The 15,776-nt window shown below is 67.1% G+C and carries 19 protein-coding genes; 8 read left to right on the forward strand and 11 right to left on the reverse strand.

Annotated features, from left to right (window positions below):
* On the forward strand, positions 1-954 hold a 954-nt coding region (locus AC6H42_RS24945), incomplete at its 5' end, for an alpha/beta fold hydrolase (RefSeq protein WP_497549198.1).
* 28 nt (positions 955-982) lie between these two features.
* Here the strand turns inward: AC6H42_RS24945 and AC6H42_RS24950 are convergent.
* A complete protein-coding gene (locus AC6H42_RS24950) occupies positions 983-2,704 on the reverse strand; it encodes a S41 family peptidase (RefSeq protein ID WP_497549199.1) in 1,722 nt (573 codons plus the stop codon).
* Positions 2,705-2,981: 277 nt separating this feature from the next.
* Here AC6H42_RS24950 and AC6H42_RS24955 point away from each other — a divergent pair, with 277 nt between their 5' ends.
* From AC6H42_RS24955 to AC6H42_RS24970, 4 genes are read left to right on the forward strand one after another with little or no spacing between them, the layout of a single operon-like run.
* Positions 2,982-4,058: an alpha/beta fold hydrolase gene (locus tag AC6H42_RS24955; RefSeq protein ID WP_497549200.1), complete on the forward strand. Its 1,077-nt coding sequence runs from the start codon at positions 2,982-2,984 to the stop codon at positions 4,056-4,058.
* 46 nt (positions 4,059-4,104) lie between these two features.
* Positions 4,105-4,776 (forward strand): SOS response-associated peptidase, encoded by a 672-nt coding sequence (locus tag AC6H42_RS24960; protein ID WP_057154882.1) that lies wholly within the window; start codon positions 4,105-4,107, stop codon positions 4,774-4,776.
* An 8-nt stretch (positions 4,777-4,784) separates the two neighbouring features.
* Positions 4,785-5,147 carry a translation initiation factor Sui1 gene (locus AC6H42_RS24965; RefSeq protein ID WP_057154929.1) on the forward strand — a complete coding sequence of 121 codons (363 nt, stop codon included), beginning with the start codon at positions 4,785-4,787 and terminating at the stop codon, positions 5,145-5,147.
* A complete protein-coding gene (locus AC6H42_RS24970) occupies positions 5,144-5,686 on the forward strand; it encodes a DUF2867 domain-containing protein (protein ID WP_057154883.1) in 543 nt (180 codons plus the stop codon). Before AC6H42_RS24965 ends, AC6H42_RS24970 begins: the two co-directional genes overlap by 4 nt.
* Positions 5,687-5,893: 207 nt before the next feature.
* Here AC6H42_RS24970 and AC6H42_RS24975 read toward each other — a convergent pair whose 3' ends face one another.
* The 4 genes from AC6H42_RS24975 to AC6H42_RS24990 form a co-directional block, all read right to left on the reverse strand.
* Positions 5,894-6,700 carry a substrate-binding periplasmic protein gene (locus tag AC6H42_RS24975; protein WP_497549201.1) on the reverse strand — a complete coding sequence of 269 codons (807 nt, stop codon included), beginning with the start codon at positions 6,698-6,700 and terminating at the stop codon, positions 5,894-5,896.
* A 27-nt stretch (positions 6,701-6,727) separates the two neighbouring features.
* Positions 6,728-7,069, reverse strand: a complete 342-nt coding sequence (locus AC6H42_RS24980) for a zinc ribbon domain-containing protein YjdM (protein ID WP_057154885.1) — start codon at positions 7,067-7,069, stop codon at positions 6,728-6,730.
* A gap of 93 nt (positions 7,070-7,162) precedes the next feature.
* Positions 7,163-7,825: a hypothetical protein gene (locus tag AC6H42_RS24985; RefSeq protein ID WP_497549202.1), complete on the reverse strand. Its 663-nt coding sequence runs from the start codon at positions 7,823-7,825 to the stop codon at positions 7,163-7,165.
* Positions 7,826-7,893: 68 nt separating this feature from the next.
* Positions 7,894-9,444 (reverse strand): S10 family peptidase, encoded by a 1,551-nt coding sequence (locus AC6H42_RS24990; protein ID WP_057154887.1) that lies wholly within the window; start codon positions 9,442-9,444, stop codon positions 7,894-7,896.
* Positions 9,445-9,659: 215 nt separating this feature from the next.
* On the opposite strand from AC6H42_RS24990, the gene AC6H42_RS24995 reads away from it, so the two are divergent.
* The 3 genes from AC6H42_RS24995 to trxC all read left to right on the forward strand — a co-directional run bounded on the left by AC6H42_RS24995 (position 9,660) and on the right by trxC (position 11,167).
* The gene (locus AC6H42_RS24995) at positions 9,660-10,295 is read left to right on the forward strand and encodes a phasin family protein (RefSeq protein ID WP_057154888.1); all 636 of its coding nucleotides are present in this window, start codon (positions 9,660-9,662) and stop codon (positions 10,293-10,295) included.
* 90 nt (positions 10,296-10,385) lie between these two features.
* Entirely contained in the window at positions 10,386-10,634 is a 249-nt protein-coding gene (locus AC6H42_RS25000) for a hypothetical protein (protein WP_057154889.1), read from the forward strand.
* 62 nt (positions 10,635-10,696) lie between these two features.
* Complete coding sequence (gene trxC / locus AC6H42_RS25005; protein ID WP_057154890.1) at positions 10,697-11,167, forward strand: thioredoxin TrxC; 471 nt, start codon at positions 10,697-10,699, stop codon at positions 11,165-11,167.
* Positions 11,168-11,181: 14 nt separating this feature from the next.
* Here trxC and AC6H42_RS25010 read toward each other — a convergent pair whose 3' ends face one another.
* Genes AC6H42_RS25010 through mdcC form a run of 6 tightly spaced genes read right to left on the reverse strand, consistent with a single transcriptional unit; the run spans position 11,182 to position 15,761 of the window.
* Complete coding sequence (locus AC6H42_RS25010) at positions 11,182-12,138, reverse strand: ACP S-malonyltransferase (protein WP_497549203.1); 957 nt, start codon at positions 12,136-12,138, stop codon at positions 11,182-11,184.
* 7 nt (positions 12,139-12,145) lie between these two features.
* Positions 12,146-13,075: a triphosphoribosyl-dephospho-CoA synthase MdcB gene (gene mdcB / locus AC6H42_RS25015; protein ID WP_082551748.1), complete on the reverse strand. Its 930-nt coding sequence runs from the start codon at positions 13,073-13,075 to the stop codon at positions 12,146-12,148.
* The gene (gene mdcG / locus AC6H42_RS25020; RefSeq protein WP_497549204.1) at positions 13,072-13,785 is read right to left on the reverse strand and encodes a malonate decarboxylase holo-[acyl-carrier-protein] synthase; all 714 of its coding nucleotides are present in this window, start codon (positions 13,783-13,785) and stop codon (positions 13,072-13,074) included. The genes mdcB and mdcG overlap by 4 nt, the downstream gene beginning before the upstream one ends.
* The gene (mdcE, locus tag AC6H42_RS25025) at positions 13,769-14,509 is read right to left on the reverse strand and encodes a biotin-independent malonate decarboxylase subunit gamma (RefSeq protein ID WP_057154893.1); all 741 of its coding nucleotides are present in this window, start codon (positions 14,507-14,509) and stop codon (positions 13,769-13,771) included. The genes mdcG and mdcE overlap by 17 nt, the downstream gene beginning before the upstream one ends.
* Positions 14,509-15,450: a biotin-independent malonate decarboxylase subunit beta gene (locus AC6H42_RS25030; protein WP_229418148.1), complete on the reverse strand. Its 942-nt coding sequence runs from the start codon at positions 15,448-15,450 to the stop codon at positions 14,509-14,511. Before AC6H42_RS25030 ends, mdcE begins: the two co-directional genes overlap by 1 nt.
* Positions 15,447-15,761 carry a malonate decarboxylase acyl carrier protein gene (gene mdcC / locus AC6H42_RS25035; protein ID WP_057154894.1) on the reverse strand — a complete coding sequence of 105 codons (315 nt, stop codon included), beginning with the start codon at positions 15,759-15,761 and terminating at the stop codon, positions 15,447-15,449. Before mdcC ends, AC6H42_RS25030 begins: the two co-directional genes overlap by 4 nt.
* Between the last annotated feature and the right edge of the window lie 15 nt (positions 15,762-15,776).

Consider the following 15,776-nt stretch of genomic DNA (forward strand, 5'->3'; position numbering starts at 1 on the left):
GGGCTGCGCGGCGGCGCCGCCGCGCAGGCGGCCGGTTCGCAGTCCGGCGTGGCGCCGTCCTTCGGCCAGCTCAGGCAGATCGACGCCGGCCTGCTCAACATCGGCTATGTGGAGGCCGGTCCCGCGCACGGCGCGCCGGTGCTGCTGCTGCACGGCTGGCCGTACGACATCCACGCTTTCGCTGAGGTGACGCCCATCCTGGCGGCGGCCGGCTACCGTGTCATCGTGCCCCACCTGCGCGGCCACGGCACCACGCGCTTCCTGTCCGCCGCCACCTTCCGCAACGCGCAGCAGTCGGCGGTGGCGCTCGACATCATCGCGCTGATGGACGCGCTGAAAATACCCAAGGCCGTCATCGGCGGCTTCGACTGGGGCGCGCGCACCGCCTGCATCATGGCCGCGCTGTGGCCGGAGCGTGTCAAGGCGCTGGTATCGGTGAGCGGCTACCTGGTGACCAATATCGACACCCGTGCCGTGCCGCTGCCGCCGAAAGCGGAGCATGACTGGTGGTACCAGTACTACCTGGCCACCGACCGCGGTGCGGCGGGCTACGCCAAGAACACGAGCGCGTTCGCCAAATACATCTGGGAGACCGCTTCACCCCAGTGGAAGTTCGACGCGGCCACGTTCGAACGCAGCGCCGCGTCCCTGGTCAACCCCGACCATGTGGCCATCGTGCTGCACAACTACCGCTGGCGTCAAGGGGCGGCGCCGGGCGAGGCGCAGTACGACGAACTGGAGAAACGCCTGGCCGCCGCGCCGGCGATCCAGGTGCCGACCATCACCATGGAAGGCGACGCCAACGGCGCGCCGTTCCCGCCGCCTGCCGCCTACCGCAGCAAATTCACCGGCAGGTACGAGCACCGCAACCTGGCCGGCGGCATAGGCCACAACCTGCCGCAGGAAGCCCCGCGGGCCTTCGCGCAGGCCGTGCTGGACGCGGCGGCGTTCTGACGCCGCTGCGGCGCGGGCTGCAAGCGGCTCAGTTGCGGCGGATCTCAGCGATAGCCGCTTCCAGCACCTCGTCGCGGCCGGCCCGGATGCCTTGCACCGTGGGCAGTACCACGATATCCGGCACGATGCCCACCCGCTGCGTGGGGCGCTGGTCCGGATAGAACACCCCGATGCCGCTGATCATGGACCGCAGGCCTCCCGGCAGCGGGATGGCGGACACGTTGCCGTCCGCAGCGGCGGTGGTGCTGCCGATCACCTTGGCGCGCGGCGCCGAGCGGAAGGCCATGGTGGTGTATTCGGCCTGGCTCTGCGACACCTCGTCCACCAGCAGCATCACTTTCCCCTGGTAGTGCGGCGCCATCGGCCGCAGCGTCAGCGCCGGCCCCCAGCGGAAGGCGCCGGGATTGCTGGCGTCGCCGGCCGTGAAGCGCACAAACTCGGTTGGCTTGTCGACCAGGTGCTGGCCGAGTGAAAACACGACGAACTCGGAGGGATAGTTGCGGATGTCGATCACCAGCCCCTTGCTGGCGGCAGCCAGCTCCAGGTAGCGCGGAATGTCAGCCTTTTTGATGGATGACAGCTTGATGTAGGCGATGTCGTCCGCCAGCATCTGGAACGTGTCGCCATTGCGGTCGTGCGTGTTGCCGCGCGCCGTCCGCGTGATTGGCGTGCGCGTGGACGCAATTTCCTGCTCCTGGCTGGCCCGGCGTATGCGCAGCGCCACGTCGCCGCAGGCGCCATTGTGCATGCTCCTGGCCATGTCGCGCAGGCGGGTGGGCTCGTTGGATGCGGCGTAATAAGGCTTCCAGGCCTGCGTCAGCTTGGAGACCGGCGCCTGGTCCAGCGCTTCGATGACATCGCCCGCCAGCAGGCCGCTCGCCTTGCCGGCCGCTTCGTCGGCGTAGCCGGAGACCACGGCCTGGTTGCCGATGAAGCGCATCGTCACCGGCAGGGTGCATTTGCCGACGGGCGGGCGCACCTGGAGCGAACCCCACAGATTGGTGTGGGTGTCGTTGACGCGCGCGGTGACCGCCACCATTTCCAGTTCAAAGCCGGCGCGGTCCTTCGCCAGCGCCACCCTGGCGAGGGACTGCCGCAGGGCGTCGTCCCACCTCTCTCCGATCACGTCGCGGTATGGCGACCAGTACTCGACGATATTCCAGAAACGGAACAGGGCGAGCAGCTGGAATCCGGCATCCGGGAAGTTTACATCCTTGTAATACGGTTCGTGCTCGAAAACGGGATTGCCGACATTTTTTGCATGGCTGACGTAGAACTGCGCGCTGGCGGCGGGACGGTTGGCGTAGACCTTCTTCAGGCCGGCCTTGAGCTGATCGCCCAGCAGCGTGCCGTCGTCCAGCCATTCCAGCGACGGCTTCAGGTGGAGACCGGCCTGCGGCAGGCTGGCGCACGGATTGCAGTCGGCGATGTCCCCCAGATCCGCAAGCCAGCGCTGCAGCACCGCTTGCGCCGCTGGGCGGTCGGACGCGGCGACGATGGCCGGCGTGATGCGCAGCAGTTCGTAGTCCCAATGCCGCTGGCCCGTGGTAACGACGGGATGGTGGTATTTCAGGAAGCCCCATACCTTGCCGAGCAGGGCGAGGTTCTCCACCTGCACCGGTGTCAGGCTGCTCAGCGCAATGCGTGAGCCGTTGTCGAATTCGTGGTCGGTCTCGTAGGTGTATTTGGCGGCCGCCTGCGCCGAGCCCAGGCGCACGGCCAGGAGCAGCAGTATCAGTAAGGTACGCATGGATTCAAGTTCTTCGCAGACATTTCGCTCCTTTGTTGTCGCTGGTTTGTCGCCGGTGAGAGAAGCTCGACTATACGCGGAAAGCGGCCCCGGAAAATGCACGCATTGTCACACGATAGGCGCGCCTTGCCGGCCGCGTTTGTATTCCAGGGTATCCGCCGCAGGGATGGACACGCGGCAGTACAAATAGCCGTGGTTTCCTACACAAATGCGCTACACAAGCCCGCCATACTGAACTCCACTTCACCACGAAATACCGACCAAAGGAGAACACAGCATGGACCAAGGGATCAATCAACAGCGCCGCCGCTTCTTCGGCACCGCCGCCGCAGCCGTGGCAGCCACCCAGTTCGGCCTGGCCGGCAGCGCGTCCGCGCAGCCGCTGGCCGCAGCGGCCGGATCGGCCCCGAATGCGGGAACGGATGGCGCCGGCAGGCAGTTTTCGGCGGCGGCGCCTTCCTTCGGCACGCTCAAGCAGATCGACGCCGGCTTGCTGAATGTCGGCTATGTGGAAGTCGGGCCGGCCGGCGGCGCGCCGGTGATCCTGGTGCATGGCTGGCCGTACGACATCCACGCCTTCGCCGACGTGGCGCCCGCGCTGGCGGCCAAGGGCTACCGCGTCATCGTACCTTACTTGCGCGGCCATGGCACCACGCGCTTCCTTTCCGATGCCACGGTCCGGAATGGCCAGCAGGCAGCCATCTCCCTCGATATCCTCGCCTTGATGGACGCGCTGAAGATACCGAAAGCCATACTCGGCGGCTTCGACTGGGGCGCGCGCGCGGTTTGCGTCATCGCCGCGTTGTGGCCGGAACGGGTCAAGGGGCTGGTGTCGGTGAGCGGCTACCTGGTCATCAATATCAATAACGGCGCCACGCCGCTCAGGCCGAGCGCGGAGCATCAGTGGTGGTACCAGTACTACCTGGCCACGGAACGCGGCGTGGCTGGCTACACCAAATACACGCGCGACTTCGCCAAGTTCATCTGGCAGACCGCCTCGCCCAAGTGGAAGTTCGATGACGTCACGCTGGACCGCAGCGCAGCGGCCTTCGCCAACCCCGACCACGTCGCGATCGTGGTGCACAACTACCGCTGGCGGCAAGGTGCTGCGCCTGGCGAAGCGCGGTACGACGAGCTGGAGCGCCGCCTGGCGGCCGGCCCGGCCATCACGGTGCCGGCCATCACCATGGAAGGCGAAGCGAACGGTGCGCCCTTCCCGCCGCCCGCCAGCTACCGCGCCAAGTTCACCGGCAAGTACGAACACCGCGACTTGGGCAACGGCGTCGGCCACAACTTGCCGCAGGAAGCGCCGCAAGCCTTTATCCAGGCGCTGCTGGACGTGGCGGCGATGTAAGACGCTGCGGACTACCTCCGGGCCGGGTTGCTGCTATCATTCCCGGATGTGCGGACGATTCGATCAAAACGACACCATGCAGCGCTACCTCAGCGCTTTCGGCTGGGCTGATGCTGTCTATCGCGGTGAAGTGGGCGCCACGCCCAATGCCGCGCCGGGCACCTATCGGCCCATCCTGCACATGCAGGACGGCGTGCCGCAGATAGACGACCTTTACTGGGGCTACCGCGCGGCCTGGGCGGCGCAGAAACTGCCGGTGTGCTACAACGCGCGGCTGGAGAAGGTCACGAATAACTACTGGGGCCGGCTGCTCAAGACCGGCCGTGCCCTGGTGCCTGCCAGCGGCTGGTACGAATGGACTGGCCCCAAGGGGCAGCGCCAGCCGTGGCACATCCACCGCAAGGACCGCGAACCGATCTACATGCTGGCGCTGGCCAACTTCGGCCCGTTCAAGGAGCACAAGGCCGAATCGGGCTTCGTGCTGATTACCGCCGACTCATCCGGCGGCATGGTGGACATCCATGACCGCCGCCCCGTATGCCTGAACGCCGCGGACGCGGCCACCTGGCTGGACCCGGACCTGAGCATGGAGCAGGCGGAAATGCTGGCCCGTTCGATGGCCCTGGGCCCGGAAGAATTCGAATGGTTCCGCGTCAGCGCAGACCTGAACCGTGCCGGCAACGAAGGCGATTACCTGGTCGTGCCGCTGGCCGATTGAAAAATATGATGAAAAACAGCTCCAGTGGTGGCCTGGTTTACTCCACCGAAACCGGCCGCATGTGCCCCGATTGCCGCCAGCCGGTGGCCGCCTGCACCTGCAAGGCGAGCGCGAAAGCGGCGCCCGCCGGCGATGGCGTGGTGCGCGTATCGCGCCAGACCAAGGGGCGCGGCGGCAAGTGCGTCACCGTGGTGAAGGGGCTGGCACTGGACGGCGAGGCGCTGGCCGCGTTGGGCAAGCAGTTGCGTAGCGCCTGCGGCTCGGGCGGCACCGTCAAGGACGGCGTGATCGAAGTGCAGGGCGACCATTGCGACGCGGTGCTGGCGGCGCTGGCCAGGCTGGGCCACCAGCCCAAGCGGGCGGGCGCATGAGCGGCGCTCCAGCGGCCCGTCCTCCCATTCTCGCCGTGCCGGTGCCGCGCGACAGCGAAATCGCGGCGCACCTGGCCGGCTCGGATTTCCACGACTGCTATCAGATGCCGATCGCGCCGACCGGGCGCACTGCGCTGGAGCTGTACCTGGAAGTGGTGGCGCGCACGCCCGGCTGGGTCAACCGCCTGATGGCGCTGCGCAACAGCGTGGTCGGGCTGTTCGGCCTGAAGAACCTCGGTCACTTGAACGGCGCCACCGCGCGGCGTCCGGCCAGCGAGTACAAGCTGGGCGACCGGGTCGGCATCTTTTCCATCCTCTACCTGAGCGACGACGAGGTGATCCTCGGCGACACGGACAAGCACCTGAAGGTGCGCGTCTCGGTGCGCAAGCTGGGCGTGCCGCGCAGCGCGATCGCGGTAGCGACGGTGGTGCACATCCATAACCTGCTGGGCCGCGTGTATATGCTATTCGTGGCGCCGGTGCACAAGCGCATCGTGCCGGCCGTGCTGGCCCGCTACCGCGCCGGCGATGCGGGCTGACGACTCGGCGCCGCCGGTGCTGCCCGCGCGGCTGGTGGCGCTATTGCCCCGTACGGCCTGCACGACCTGTTCGGGCTGCGCGTGCGCCACAACCCGCTGCGGGCGATGCGGCCACTTACCGCGCGCCTTTGCCCGCCAGGCGCTTCATCGAACGCTGGCCGCTTCTTCAAGTCTCGCGCTAACGGATCAGGTGTGGTGCCATTCGGCTTAGTGCCGCTTGGCCGTCAGGCTGAACACGGCAGGCGGAATCACCTTCGACAGCGATTTCAGAATACGGTTGCCGACCTCCTCGCTGCCCAGCATCTCGATGAGCGCGGTCTGGTCGGCTACGGGCAAGGTGCGCCTGGAAACGTAGAATCCGGCGTCCTGCCACGGGATGTCGTCGAGGGCGCTGATGGTGAGCTGGCTGTCCAGGCCACTCAATCGCGGATCTTCAATAATCGTGTTGTAGGCGCTGCTGTACGGCAGGATGGTCACATCGGCGATGTTGGCCTGGATCCGCCGCATCAGGTCATTGAGGTCGTTGGCGTACTGGACCCGCGACGCCACGGCCGGTTCCAGCAGCTTGCGGTAGGCGGGGCCGTAATCGAAGCCGCGCACGACGGCGATACGCAAGCCGGTTTGCCGGAGCAGGGCGTCGACTGTCTGCACGGCGCTGTCCAGCGGCTTGATGCCGACCAGGACGGCGCGGTACTTGAAGACCGGGACGTACGTGCCGGCCATGTCGCGCTCGGGCGAACGGGTGGACAGTACGATCAGGTCGGCATCGGCGGCGCGGAACAGCATCTCCAGCCGGGCGCGGGGCACGACGGGAAAGACGAATTTGCAGCCATGCTTGTCACCCAGCTCGTCCAGCAGTTCGGGAACCACGCCCGCCGCCTTGCCGTGCTTGACGACCACCGCCATGCCGTGAGGCGCAACGGGAACGTTGATGGCGCGGGAACATGATGCCGCCGCCAAGCCCGGCAGCACGCAGCAGAGAGTTGCGAAGACGGTCAGCAGGCGTGCATTCATGTGTGTGTCCCGGCAGGAGTGTGCTAATCAGACTTTCTTGACGAACTCGGTCTTCAGGCTCATGTTGCCGAAGCCTTCGATCTTGCAGTCGATGTCGTGGTCGCTGTCCACCAGGCGGATGTTCTTGACCTTGGTGCCCATCTTGACCGTGCCGCCGCCGCCTTTCAGTTTCAGGTCCTTGATGACGGTGACGGTGTCGCCGTCCTGCAGGATGTTGCCGGCGGCGTCCTTGTAGATGCGCGGGCCGTCTTCCGCCTCCGCTGCGCCGCCTGGCTGCCACTCATGCGCGCATTCCGGGCAGACGCATTGCGTGCCGTCGTTGTAAGTCAGTTCGGAGCCGCATTGCGGGCAGGGTGGAAGTGCGCTCATGGTTATCCTTGTGATGCAGGCCGGGCCTGGAAAGGGCAGCAGTATAACAGGCCGCCCGCAGGCGGCCCCCGGCGGAGGCCGGCCCGATTGGCCTCAGGCTTTGGCCAGCGCGGCGCGCATCTGCTGTTCCAGCATCCCCAGGTTGCCCTGCACGCTGTCGATGGTGCTTTCCATCTGGCGCAGGCTGCGGTACAGCGTGTGCGGATCGACCGTGCCCAGTTCCAGGTCGGACAGGGTGTTGAGCATGTCCGGCCCGCTCAGCGTGAGCTGCGTGTCGCCGGTGACCGCGGTCAACGTGTCGCGCTGCTGCGCGTACAGGGCCGAGTAGCGCTGCAGCAGTTCCGCCGACATCCAGCTGGCCGCCTGGCTGGCCACCGCCACGTCCCATGCTTCGCGGCGCAGCGTCGGCGTTTGCAGGTTCAGGCCGTAACGCTTGCCGGCGTTCTGCGTGAAATGCTCGAGCAGTTCCTTTTCGGACGACTTGGCCTTGATGTCGGCGAGCAAACCCTTGCGCATCTGCGTGATGTGCTCCATCTGCTTCTTGTTCGCCGCGCTGACCTTTTGCAGTTCGTCCAGGTTGATGCGCAGTTCGGCCTCGATCTTGCGTTCCGCATCGTGCGCGCGATGGCTGTGGTGCCAGCTTTGTGCGGCATGCTCGAGGGCCAGGGCGGTCAGGATGCTGACCACGATCATCGAATATTCACCCAGGAATTCCCTGGCGGTTTTCAGCCCAGCTTTTGGTACTTCAAAATGCATGAGATTGCCCAGTTAAATTAATTCAACTGAGCAATCTTACCAGAAAGGCATGGGAATTTGCTATCTTCCTAGTAGCGGGCGGGCTGATTCGCTGCGGGTGTGGTTTGTTTGATGAAATCGCGGATATCGTCGGTGGAGCGCACCAGGTCTGCCGAGCGCAGATACATCATGTGGCCGCTGCGGTAGCCTTCGAAGCGCAGCCTGTCCTTCATCTTGCCGCTGGGGTCCAGCTGCCACATGGTGTACTTCGCGTCGAAATAGGTGGTGGCGCCGTCGTAGTAGCCGGACTGCACCAGCACCTTCATGTAGGGGTTCATCGCCATCGCCTTGCGCAGGTTCTCGCCGGTGGTGTCGTTCTTGTTGTCCCATGGGTGCACGGAGCCGAACATATTGTATTTGATGTCGGTCTTGTACTGCAGCACGTCGCGCAGGTAGTGGTTGATGGCGGGCGTGAAGGAGTGCAGCCAGGAGCTCAGCTCGGCGTTGTAGTCCGGGCTGGCGCCGGCGTCGGACCTGTCGATGCCTTTGTAGCGCGAGTCCAGCCGGCCGACCGTGTAGCCCTTGTCGCGCAGCAGTTCCTTCCAGAAGAAATTGGCCGGGATCACCAGGTTGTGCTGCTGCACGGCCTTTTCCGCAATCCCGGAATAGCGTGCCACCCTGGCGGCGATCTGCGCCTTCCTGGTCTCCTCCAGGAAGCCGCCCTTGGCCAGCGCCGGGATCAGTTCATCGACCGTGAACGCTTCCACCTCGGGCAGCACGTCCTTCAGGTCGCGGCTTTGCAGGTCGGCCGGCAGCGCTTTCTGGTACCAGGCGGTGGCCGCGTAGTAGGGCAGGTTGAGCGCGTCGCCGACGATGCCGTCGCGCTTCAGGCCCAGCTCGGTGGGCGAGACCAGGATCACGCCGTTCAGGTACATCCAGTGCGCGCTCTGCAGCTCCAGCGACAGGCCGGCCACGCGCGCGGTGCCGTAGCTTTCGCCGATCAGGTACTTGGGCGAAGTCCAGCGGCCTTCGCGCGAGACGAAGGTGTTGAGCCACTCGGCGAGGTAGGAAATGTCGGCGTTCACGCCGAAGAAGGTGGCGCGGTCGGCCTTGCTGTCGAGGATGCGCGAAAAGCCGGTGTTGACCGGGTCCACGTACAGGATGTCGGCCACGTCCAGGATGGAGTGCGGGTTGTCGCGCACGCCGTAGGGTTGGACCGGGTAGCCCTCGTCGTCGATGTTGAGCATCTTGGGGCCGGTGTAGGCCACGTGCATCCACACCGAGGCCGAGCCGGGCCCGCCGTTAAACGACAGCACCAGCGGGCGTTTGGCCTTGTCGGCCACGTCGCTGCGCTGGTAGTAGGTGTAGAACAGCGAGGCGATCACCTTGCCATCCTTGTCCCAGACCGGCTGGGTGCCGGCGGTGACTTTGTACGGTACGGCCTTGCCTTTGATCGTGACCGTGGCGTTTTTGCTCACGGCGGACTCGGCTTTCAGCGCGCGCTCGAAGGGCTGCGCGGCCGGGGCGGCGGCGGGCTTGGGATCAGGCTTGGCATCGGGCTGTTGCTGGGCGTGGGCAGCGCCGAGCGCGAGCAGCAGGGCGGGAGCGAGACGGGGCAGGCTGCGGGTCAGTTGTTTCATTGGCAAGCTATCAAAATGGAGATAGCTGATGAGTATTCCACATCGGAAACGCTTTGGGGGCCGCATTTACAAACTCGCTACATGTGCAGTCAAGCGCGCACGTTTGATGCAGATCATGGGACCGGACCTGCGCTCACGTAGCCTAGTGGATTCGCGCAGCCGCTTTGCCGGTGTCGCGTCCCTTTACACAACTAAACTTTTTGCAGAGGTAACCCATGTTTTCTTTCAATCAGTCTGTCACCCCGGCCGCCAAACACCACATGGAAGCGCAGATGTCGCTGCTGAATGACATGTCCAGATCGCTGTTCCGCACCGTGCAGCAGTATAGCGACCTGAACATCCAGCTGGCGCAGACCATCATCGAGGAAGTGTCGCTGACCAGCCAGGATCTGCTCACCACCAACCGGCCGGTGGATGCCGTCAATGTCACGCTGTCGCATGCGCAGCCCACCGCCGACAAGCTGCGCGCCTACCAGCAGCACCTGTCGCGCATTGCCGCCAACACGCACGTGGACCTGGCCAAGGTGGCCGAGGAACACGTCAGCGAAACCAGCCGTACCGCCAAGGAACTGGCCGAGGAAGTCACGCGCATGGCCACCGAAGAAACGGAAAAAACCGTGCGCAACCAGCAGGACGCCATGCGCCGCATGGCCGCCACCTTTGACCAGTTCGCCGACGGCCAGCGCATGGACATGAACGGCCACCGGGAAGACCGCCAGCAGGGCAACGGCCACGAGCGCCAGCAAGCCGAAGGCCAGGGCGCGGAGAACCGCGTGGCCGGCTCGCCTGTGCACCAGACCAGCCAGCAGCAGGCTGCCGGCAAGCAGCCGACCGGCCGTAAAGAGAGCTGATGTCGCCGGCGCGGCTGGACGCCAGCCGCGCTCCGCCGCGCGCCACACCCGGCTAGACTGTGCCATCGACTGAGCAGGGAGGCGGACGTCATGGCGGAGTGGCTGGAATGGATGGAATGGCCGGCAATGGCCGCGTCGCTGCTGGCGGCGTGGCTGGTGGCGTCGAAGTCGGCGCGGCGGCGCATGGCGGGTTTTTGGGTCTTTCTAATGAGTAATGCGCTGTGGATCGGATGGGGCTGGCAGGACGAGGCTTGGGCACTGATCGTGCTGAACACCTGTCTGGCGGCGATGAACGTACGCGGCATCGTCAAGAACGAGGATGCCGCCGATTCAAGCTGAGCTGCGCTCACGATTTCGTCATTTCTGCTACATTGGCGCCATACGCATTGAGGATGGCAGCCATGGATACCGCAACCGACAACACAGCAACACGCACCGACTCGCTACATATCGTTTGCCCGCACTGCGATGCGGTCAACCGTGTTCCCGCCACGCGGCTGGGACAGGAGCCTACCTGCGGCAAATGCCGGAAAGACCTCTTTACCGGCAAGCCGGTGGATTTGGCGAGCGCGCGCTTCCTCAAGCAGGTCGAGCGCAGCGAACTGCCGGTGCTGGTGGATTTCTGGGCGCCGTGGTGCGGCCCGTGCCGCTCGATGGCGCCGGCGTACGAACAGGCCGCGCAGCGGCTCGAACCGGACTTCCGCGTGGTCAAGGTCAACACCGAAGAAGCGCAGGACCTGGCGGCGCGCTACGCGATCCGCAGCATCCCCACGCTGGCGCTGTTCAAGGGCGGGCGCGAAGTGGCGCGCCAGCCGGGCGCCATGGACGCCAACAATATTGTGGCGTGGGCGCAGCAGAATAACCGGCGCTAAGCGCGGGCGGCTGCTTAGCCGCAGTGCCTGCTTAGCCAGCCGCGAATGCCGTCCAGGCTGCGGAAGTCCGCCACCGAGCGGCAGGCGATGCCGGGATGGCGCGCCTGCATCATGCGCGCCAGCGCTGCGCCGGGCCCCAGCTCCAGCGCCACCGTGACGCCTGCCTCGGTGCAGGCGTCCATGCACTCGTCCCACACCACCGGTTCGCCCAGCTGCCGCGACAAGTGCTCGACGGCCTGGCCGCGGCTTTCCAGCCGTGCCGCGCTGATGCCGGACAGCACCGGTGTCTCTGCCGCATGCAGATGCGACGCGCGCAGCGCCGCCGCGAACGGCGCCACGGCGCCCGCCATGAATGGTGTGTGGGAGGCGATTTCAACCGGCAACGGGGTCACGTGCGCACCGGCGGCAGCCAGCCGCGACACCGCCTGCGCCTGGCCGCTGGCTGGACCGCCGATGATGCAGCTGTCCCCGCCGGTGACGATGGCCGTGTGAAACCCGCACGGCGCCGCCAGCATGCCGCTGCGCGGCGGCGGCAATCCGGACACGGCCAGCAGGGCTTGTCCGGGCCGCTCCGCCAGGCAGCGGTCCATCAGTACCGCGCGCGCCTGCGCCAGCTCGACCGCTTCCAGCGGCGCCACGGCGCCCGCCACGCTCCACGCCGCCAGCTCGCCCACGCTGTAGCCGGCCACCAGCGCGGGCGGCGGTGCGTGCGCGCGCAGCGCCTCCCACATCGCCAGTGTGGCCGCCACGATCAGCGGCTGCGCCGTCCGGTTGGCAAACAGCGCACCCGCGTCCACGGCGACAGCGTCAAACCCCGCAGCGGCCATCCCGTAGGGCGGCTTGGCGTGCGCATCGCGCGCACGTAGCTCGCCAAGCAGCGCCGCCCCTGCCGGGTCCGAGCTTGCCAGATCGAACATCCCCGTATGCTGCCCGCCCTGGCCCGGACACAAAATCAGCAGTTTCGCGCTCATGGTCCGCTCATGGCCAGGGATGGGTGGAAAACGCCTGCACCAGGCAGCACGCCGCCAGCAGGTCGGCCGCGCCGCCGGGCGAAAGTCTTTGGCGCACGAACAGGCGGTGGGTATCCAGCGCGCAGCCGTGCCAGTCCGGATGCGCGGTGCCGCCCATGGCCAGGAAACGCCGCGCCTCGTCCCGCACCATCTGCGCGCCTTGCCTGCCGCCGCGATGCAGCACGTTGGTATCGCTGACATGCGCCATCAGCGCGAACAGCGCATCGACGCGCGCGTGATGCATGCTGCCGCTGCGCGCCAGCGTCGTGCGCAGCGCGGGCAGGCCAAGCAGGAACACCGACGGCAGGCCCAGCGCCGCTTCCTCGCGTGCGCCGCTTGCGGCATGCAGTTGCGCCGCGCGCTGGCCATGCGAGCCGTCAGGGGGGGCCAGCGTATGCGCCGCCAGCGCCTCGCCCCAGCCTGCCAGCAAGGCCGCGCGCAGCGATGCGGCGTCTGCCGCCGGGGCAGACCCTGGCCGGCTGCCGGCCGCCAGCCGGCCCAGCGCCGCACACAGCATGCCGAGGCCGAAGATCGCGCCGCGGTGCGTGTTCACGCCGCCGGTTGCCGCCATCATGCGCCGCTCGGCCGCAATGCCCAGCTGTTTCAGGCGCGCGAATGGGGCGTCCTCCATGCCGGCGCGGCAGATGGCTGCAAAATAGTGCCGCAGCGAGAACAGGCTGCGCATGAATGTCAGCGCGGTCATGTCGGTATGGCTGCCGTTGTCGACCAGGGAGACCAGGCCGGGCTTGGGATACAGCGCCAGTTCGGCGTACAGCGCGCGCAGCGCCAGCCGCGCGGCTTGCTGGCTCACCGCGCTCGCACGGGCGTTGCCGAGGCCGTGGCGCGACGCCACACCCGGCTTTGGTGATGCGCATGGCAGCGGTGCGGTCCGGGTCATGCCGGCCTCAGGGTGGCGAGCAGCGCTTCAGGGTCGGCGAGCTGGACGCCGCCGATTTCCTTGACCAGCACGCGCGCCTTGGCCGCGCCGGCGGCGTTCCATTCTTTCCACGAGACGGCCTGCCCGGATGGGAACATGATTTCGCCGTCCAGCGGCAGGCCGTGTCCGGCGCCGGCCAGCAGCGCCAGGCCGGCGCGCAGTTGCTGCTGGCTCACGGGGCGGAACAGGATGTCGATGTCGGAGCCTGCGCCCAGGCAGGGCAGGCCGGTCAGCGCTTGCCAGGCCAGGGAGCCGAACACGCGCAGATCGAGTCCGGTGGACAGGCGCTGCAGTTCGGTGTAGCCGGGCCGCCAGTGCGCGGGCAGCGCAGGGCGTGCGGCCTTCAGTGTCAACGGGGAGCTGGTGCGCTCGACATGCGCCAGCACCGCGCGCAGGCCGATGCGTTGCTTGAGTCCGTCCGCGTCCGGCGGCAGGGCGATGCCGAGGCAGACTTCCTGCTGGACGGGGGCCATCGTTGGGCCGCCGCTTGCCACGTTGCCGGCGCTGCCTGCATCCATGCCGGGGCCGGCGTCCGGCTCGCATCTGCGCACCACCGCCGGCCATTCTTCGCGCTGCCAGTAGCTGAACACGGCTTCCCGCGCGGGATCGGCGGCCAGTGCGGCCTGCCAGCCGGCGCGGGTCAGCCAGACCAGGTCATGCCGCTTGAACATGGCGACCACCGAGGATGGCTTGGATGACGGGGTGCGCCAGTTTGCGTCCGCCGCGCTGGTAGCCCAGCGCTGCGCGGGCGTCGGTGGCCGGTGCGTCGCGCAGCGCCTGGGCGAGGCGGGTGGCGAGGACGCCGGCGTCGCCGTCCCAGATCGATTGCAGCCCGCCCATGCGCAGGTAGTTTTCAGGCCCGGGCGCGAACACGGGATTGCTGCGCGCCAGTTCGGTCAGCACTTCTTCCGGCACCTTGGTGATGCGCGCCATCGCCGGCAGTCCCATCACGCGGATGGTGGCGGCCGGCAGGGCGTGGCAGCTGTCGGCCATCAGGCCGCTGGTGATGAAACCGCCCGACAGAGCCTGGTCGTAGACCAGCGCCACGATCTTGTGCCCGCGCCGCCGCGCCAGGTCCACGCATTTGCCGAGGTGCGCCATGTAGCTGTTGATGCCCAACATTTCGTCGCGGTGGCGCAGGCGCTGGCCTTGCGTGTCCACCAGCATGACGATGGCGCGGCCGGGATGCCCGCGCACCGTCGCCAGCACGGCCTTCGCCTGCGCCAGCGCAATCTCAATACCAATGGGCGCATGCCCGGTGGTGCCGATGACGGCCACGGTTTGCCCGCCGTCCGTCTCGCCGCCCGCCTGTGCCGTGCCGGACAGGAACTGGTCTTGCTCGGTGATGTCATGACCCTGCGGGAAAAGGGCGCTTGCCAGTGTTTGCCAGTGCATTATTGGCCTCCTGCGCGGCGGCTTGCCGCAGCTTCGATGAATGGGGCGATCTCCAGCATGGCGATGTTGGCCGGGTCGGGCATGCCCAGCTCGCGCCAGATGTCGGTTGGGTCGTGCAGGCCGCCGAAGCGCGCGAGGCGGTCGGTGAGCATGGCTTGCTCTTGCTCCAGGGCTTCCAGCGTCAGCGCGACCGACGCCGATTGTCCGGCTTGGCCGGGCGGCTGGCTCAGCGCGGCAATGGCGGCAATGGCCGCCTGCCGGAAGGCGGCCATCTCGTCCGGCACGATGGCCTGGCAGTCGCCTGTGAGATAGCGGTGCTTGCCGCCGGTGGTGCGCCACACCAGGGCGCGGTCGCGCGAGTCGAATTCTTCCACGCCGTTGGCGGTTTCGATCACTTCCGGGCCGGACATGGACAGCCGGGCTTCTTCGGACATGACCACGGCGTTGGTACAGCGCGCCACAATGCCCATGCCGCCGAAGGCGCCGTTGGCTCCGCCTACCAGCGCGATGACCGGGATGCCGGCCGCGCGCACGTCCAGCACGGCGCGCATCACTTCGGCCACGGCGATCAGGCCGGCATTGGCTTCGTGCAGCCGCACGCCGCCGGACTCGATCAGCAGCACCACGGCGCGCGGCCGTTCTTCGAGCGCGCGGCGCAGCAGGCCGGTAAGCTTGGCGCCATGCACTTCGCCCACCGCGCCACCCATGAAGCCGCCTTCCTGGGCTGCCACGAATACAGGTGTGCCGTCCAGGCGCGCACGGCCCACGGCCACGCCGTCGTCGAACGCCACCGGGGCGTTGAGCTGGCCCAGGTGCGGGCTGACGATCCGTTCGGCCGGCCCGATGAATTCTTCAAAGCTGTCCGGGTCCAGCAACTGGCGCAGGCGCTCGCGCGCGTTGGCTTCCTGGTAGCTGTGGTGCTTGCTCATGGCGCGGTTCATGGTGCCGCTCCCAGCATGGTTTGCACCGCCTGGTCCAGCCGCAGGCTGACCACGGCCGGCGTGGCGCCCACGTCGTTGATGGCGATGCGCACGTCGGCCAGCGGCCAGCGCAGGTGGAAGTCGCGCATGACGGCCTCCCAGATCTGCCCGAAGCCGACCGCGGCGGTCTTGATTTCGATGGTGCAGGCGCCGTTCAGCGCTGCCGGTTCGATCAGCACTTCCAGGTTGCCCGAGCCGACCACGCCCACCACTTGCGGCGAAGGCGGCAGCGTGCGGCTGCCGTTCTCGAAGCGATACGTTAACGTTTCCATTGCGTTTCCATTGGG

It is taken from the genome of Massilia sp. NBRC 108631 (assembly GCF_059704565.1).

Coding starts and splice junctions, on each gene's coding strand:
- AC6H42_RS24970 (WP_057154883.1), top strand. CDS start 5,144: ATGAGCGGCGCTCCAGCGGCCCGTCCTCCCATTCTCGCCGTGCCGGTG.
- AC6H42_RS24965 (WP_057154929.1), top strand. CDS start 4,785: ATGAAAAACAGCTCCAGTGGTGGCCTGGTTTACTCCACCGAAACCGGC.
- AC6H42_RS25000 (WP_057154889.1), top strand. CDS start 10,386: ATGGCGGAGTGGCTGGAATGGATGGAATGGCCGGCAATGGCCGCGTCG.
- mdcG (WP_497549204.1), bottom strand. CDS start 13,785: ATGTTCAAGCGGCATGACCTGGTCTGGCTGACCCGCGCCGGCTGGCAG.
- AC6H42_RS24980 (WP_057154885.1), bottom strand. CDS start 7,069: ATGAGCGCACTTCCACCCTGCCCGCAATGCGGCTCCGAACTGACTTAC.
- AC6H42_RS24990 (WP_057154887.1), bottom strand. CDS start 9,444: ATGAAACAACTGACCCGCAGCCTGCCCCGTCTCGCTCCCGCCCTGCTG.
- mdcE (WP_057154893.1), bottom strand. CDS start 14,509: ATGCACTGGCAAACACTGGCAAGCGCCCTTTTCCCGCAGGGTCATGAC.
- mdcB (WP_082551748.1), bottom strand. CDS start 13,075: ATGACCCGGACCGCACCGCTGCCATGCGCATCACCAAAGCCGGGTGTG.
- AC6H42_RS25030 (WP_229418148.1), bottom strand. CDS start 15,450: ATGAACCGCGCCATGAGCAAGCACCACAGCTACCAGGAAGCCAACGCG.
- mdcC (WP_057154894.1), bottom strand. CDS start 15,761: ATGGAAACGTTAACGTATCGCTTCGAGAACGGCAGCCGCACGCTGCCG.
- AC6H42_RS24960 (WP_057154882.1), top strand. CDS start 4,105: ATGTGCGGACGATTCGATCAAAACGACACCATGCAGCGCTACCTCAGC.
- AC6H42_RS25010 (WP_497549203.1), bottom strand. CDS start 12,138: ATGAGCGCGAAACTGCTGATTTTGTGTCCGGGCCAGGGCGGGCAGCAT.
- AC6H42_RS24950 (WP_497549199.1), bottom strand. CDS start 2,704: ATGCGTACCTTACTGATACTGCTGCTCCTGGCCGTGCGCCTGGGCTCG.
- trxC (WP_057154890.1), top strand. CDS start 10,697: ATGGATACCGCAACCGACAACACAGCAACACGCACCGACTCGCTACAT.
- AC6H42_RS24955 (WP_497549200.1), top strand. CDS start 2,982: ATGGACCAAGGGATCAATCAACAGCGCCGCCGCTTCTTCGGCACCGCC.
- AC6H42_RS24985 (WP_497549202.1), bottom strand. CDS start 7,825: ATGCATTTTGAAGTACCAAAAGCTGGGCTGAAAACCGCCAGGGAATTC.
- AC6H42_RS24975 (WP_497549201.1), bottom strand. CDS start 6,700: ATGAATGCACGCCTGCTGACCGTCTTCGCAACTCTCTGCTGCGTGCTG.
- AC6H42_RS24995 (WP_057154888.1), top strand. CDS start 9,660: ATGTTTTCTTTCAATCAGTCTGTCACCCCGGCCGCCAAACACCACATG.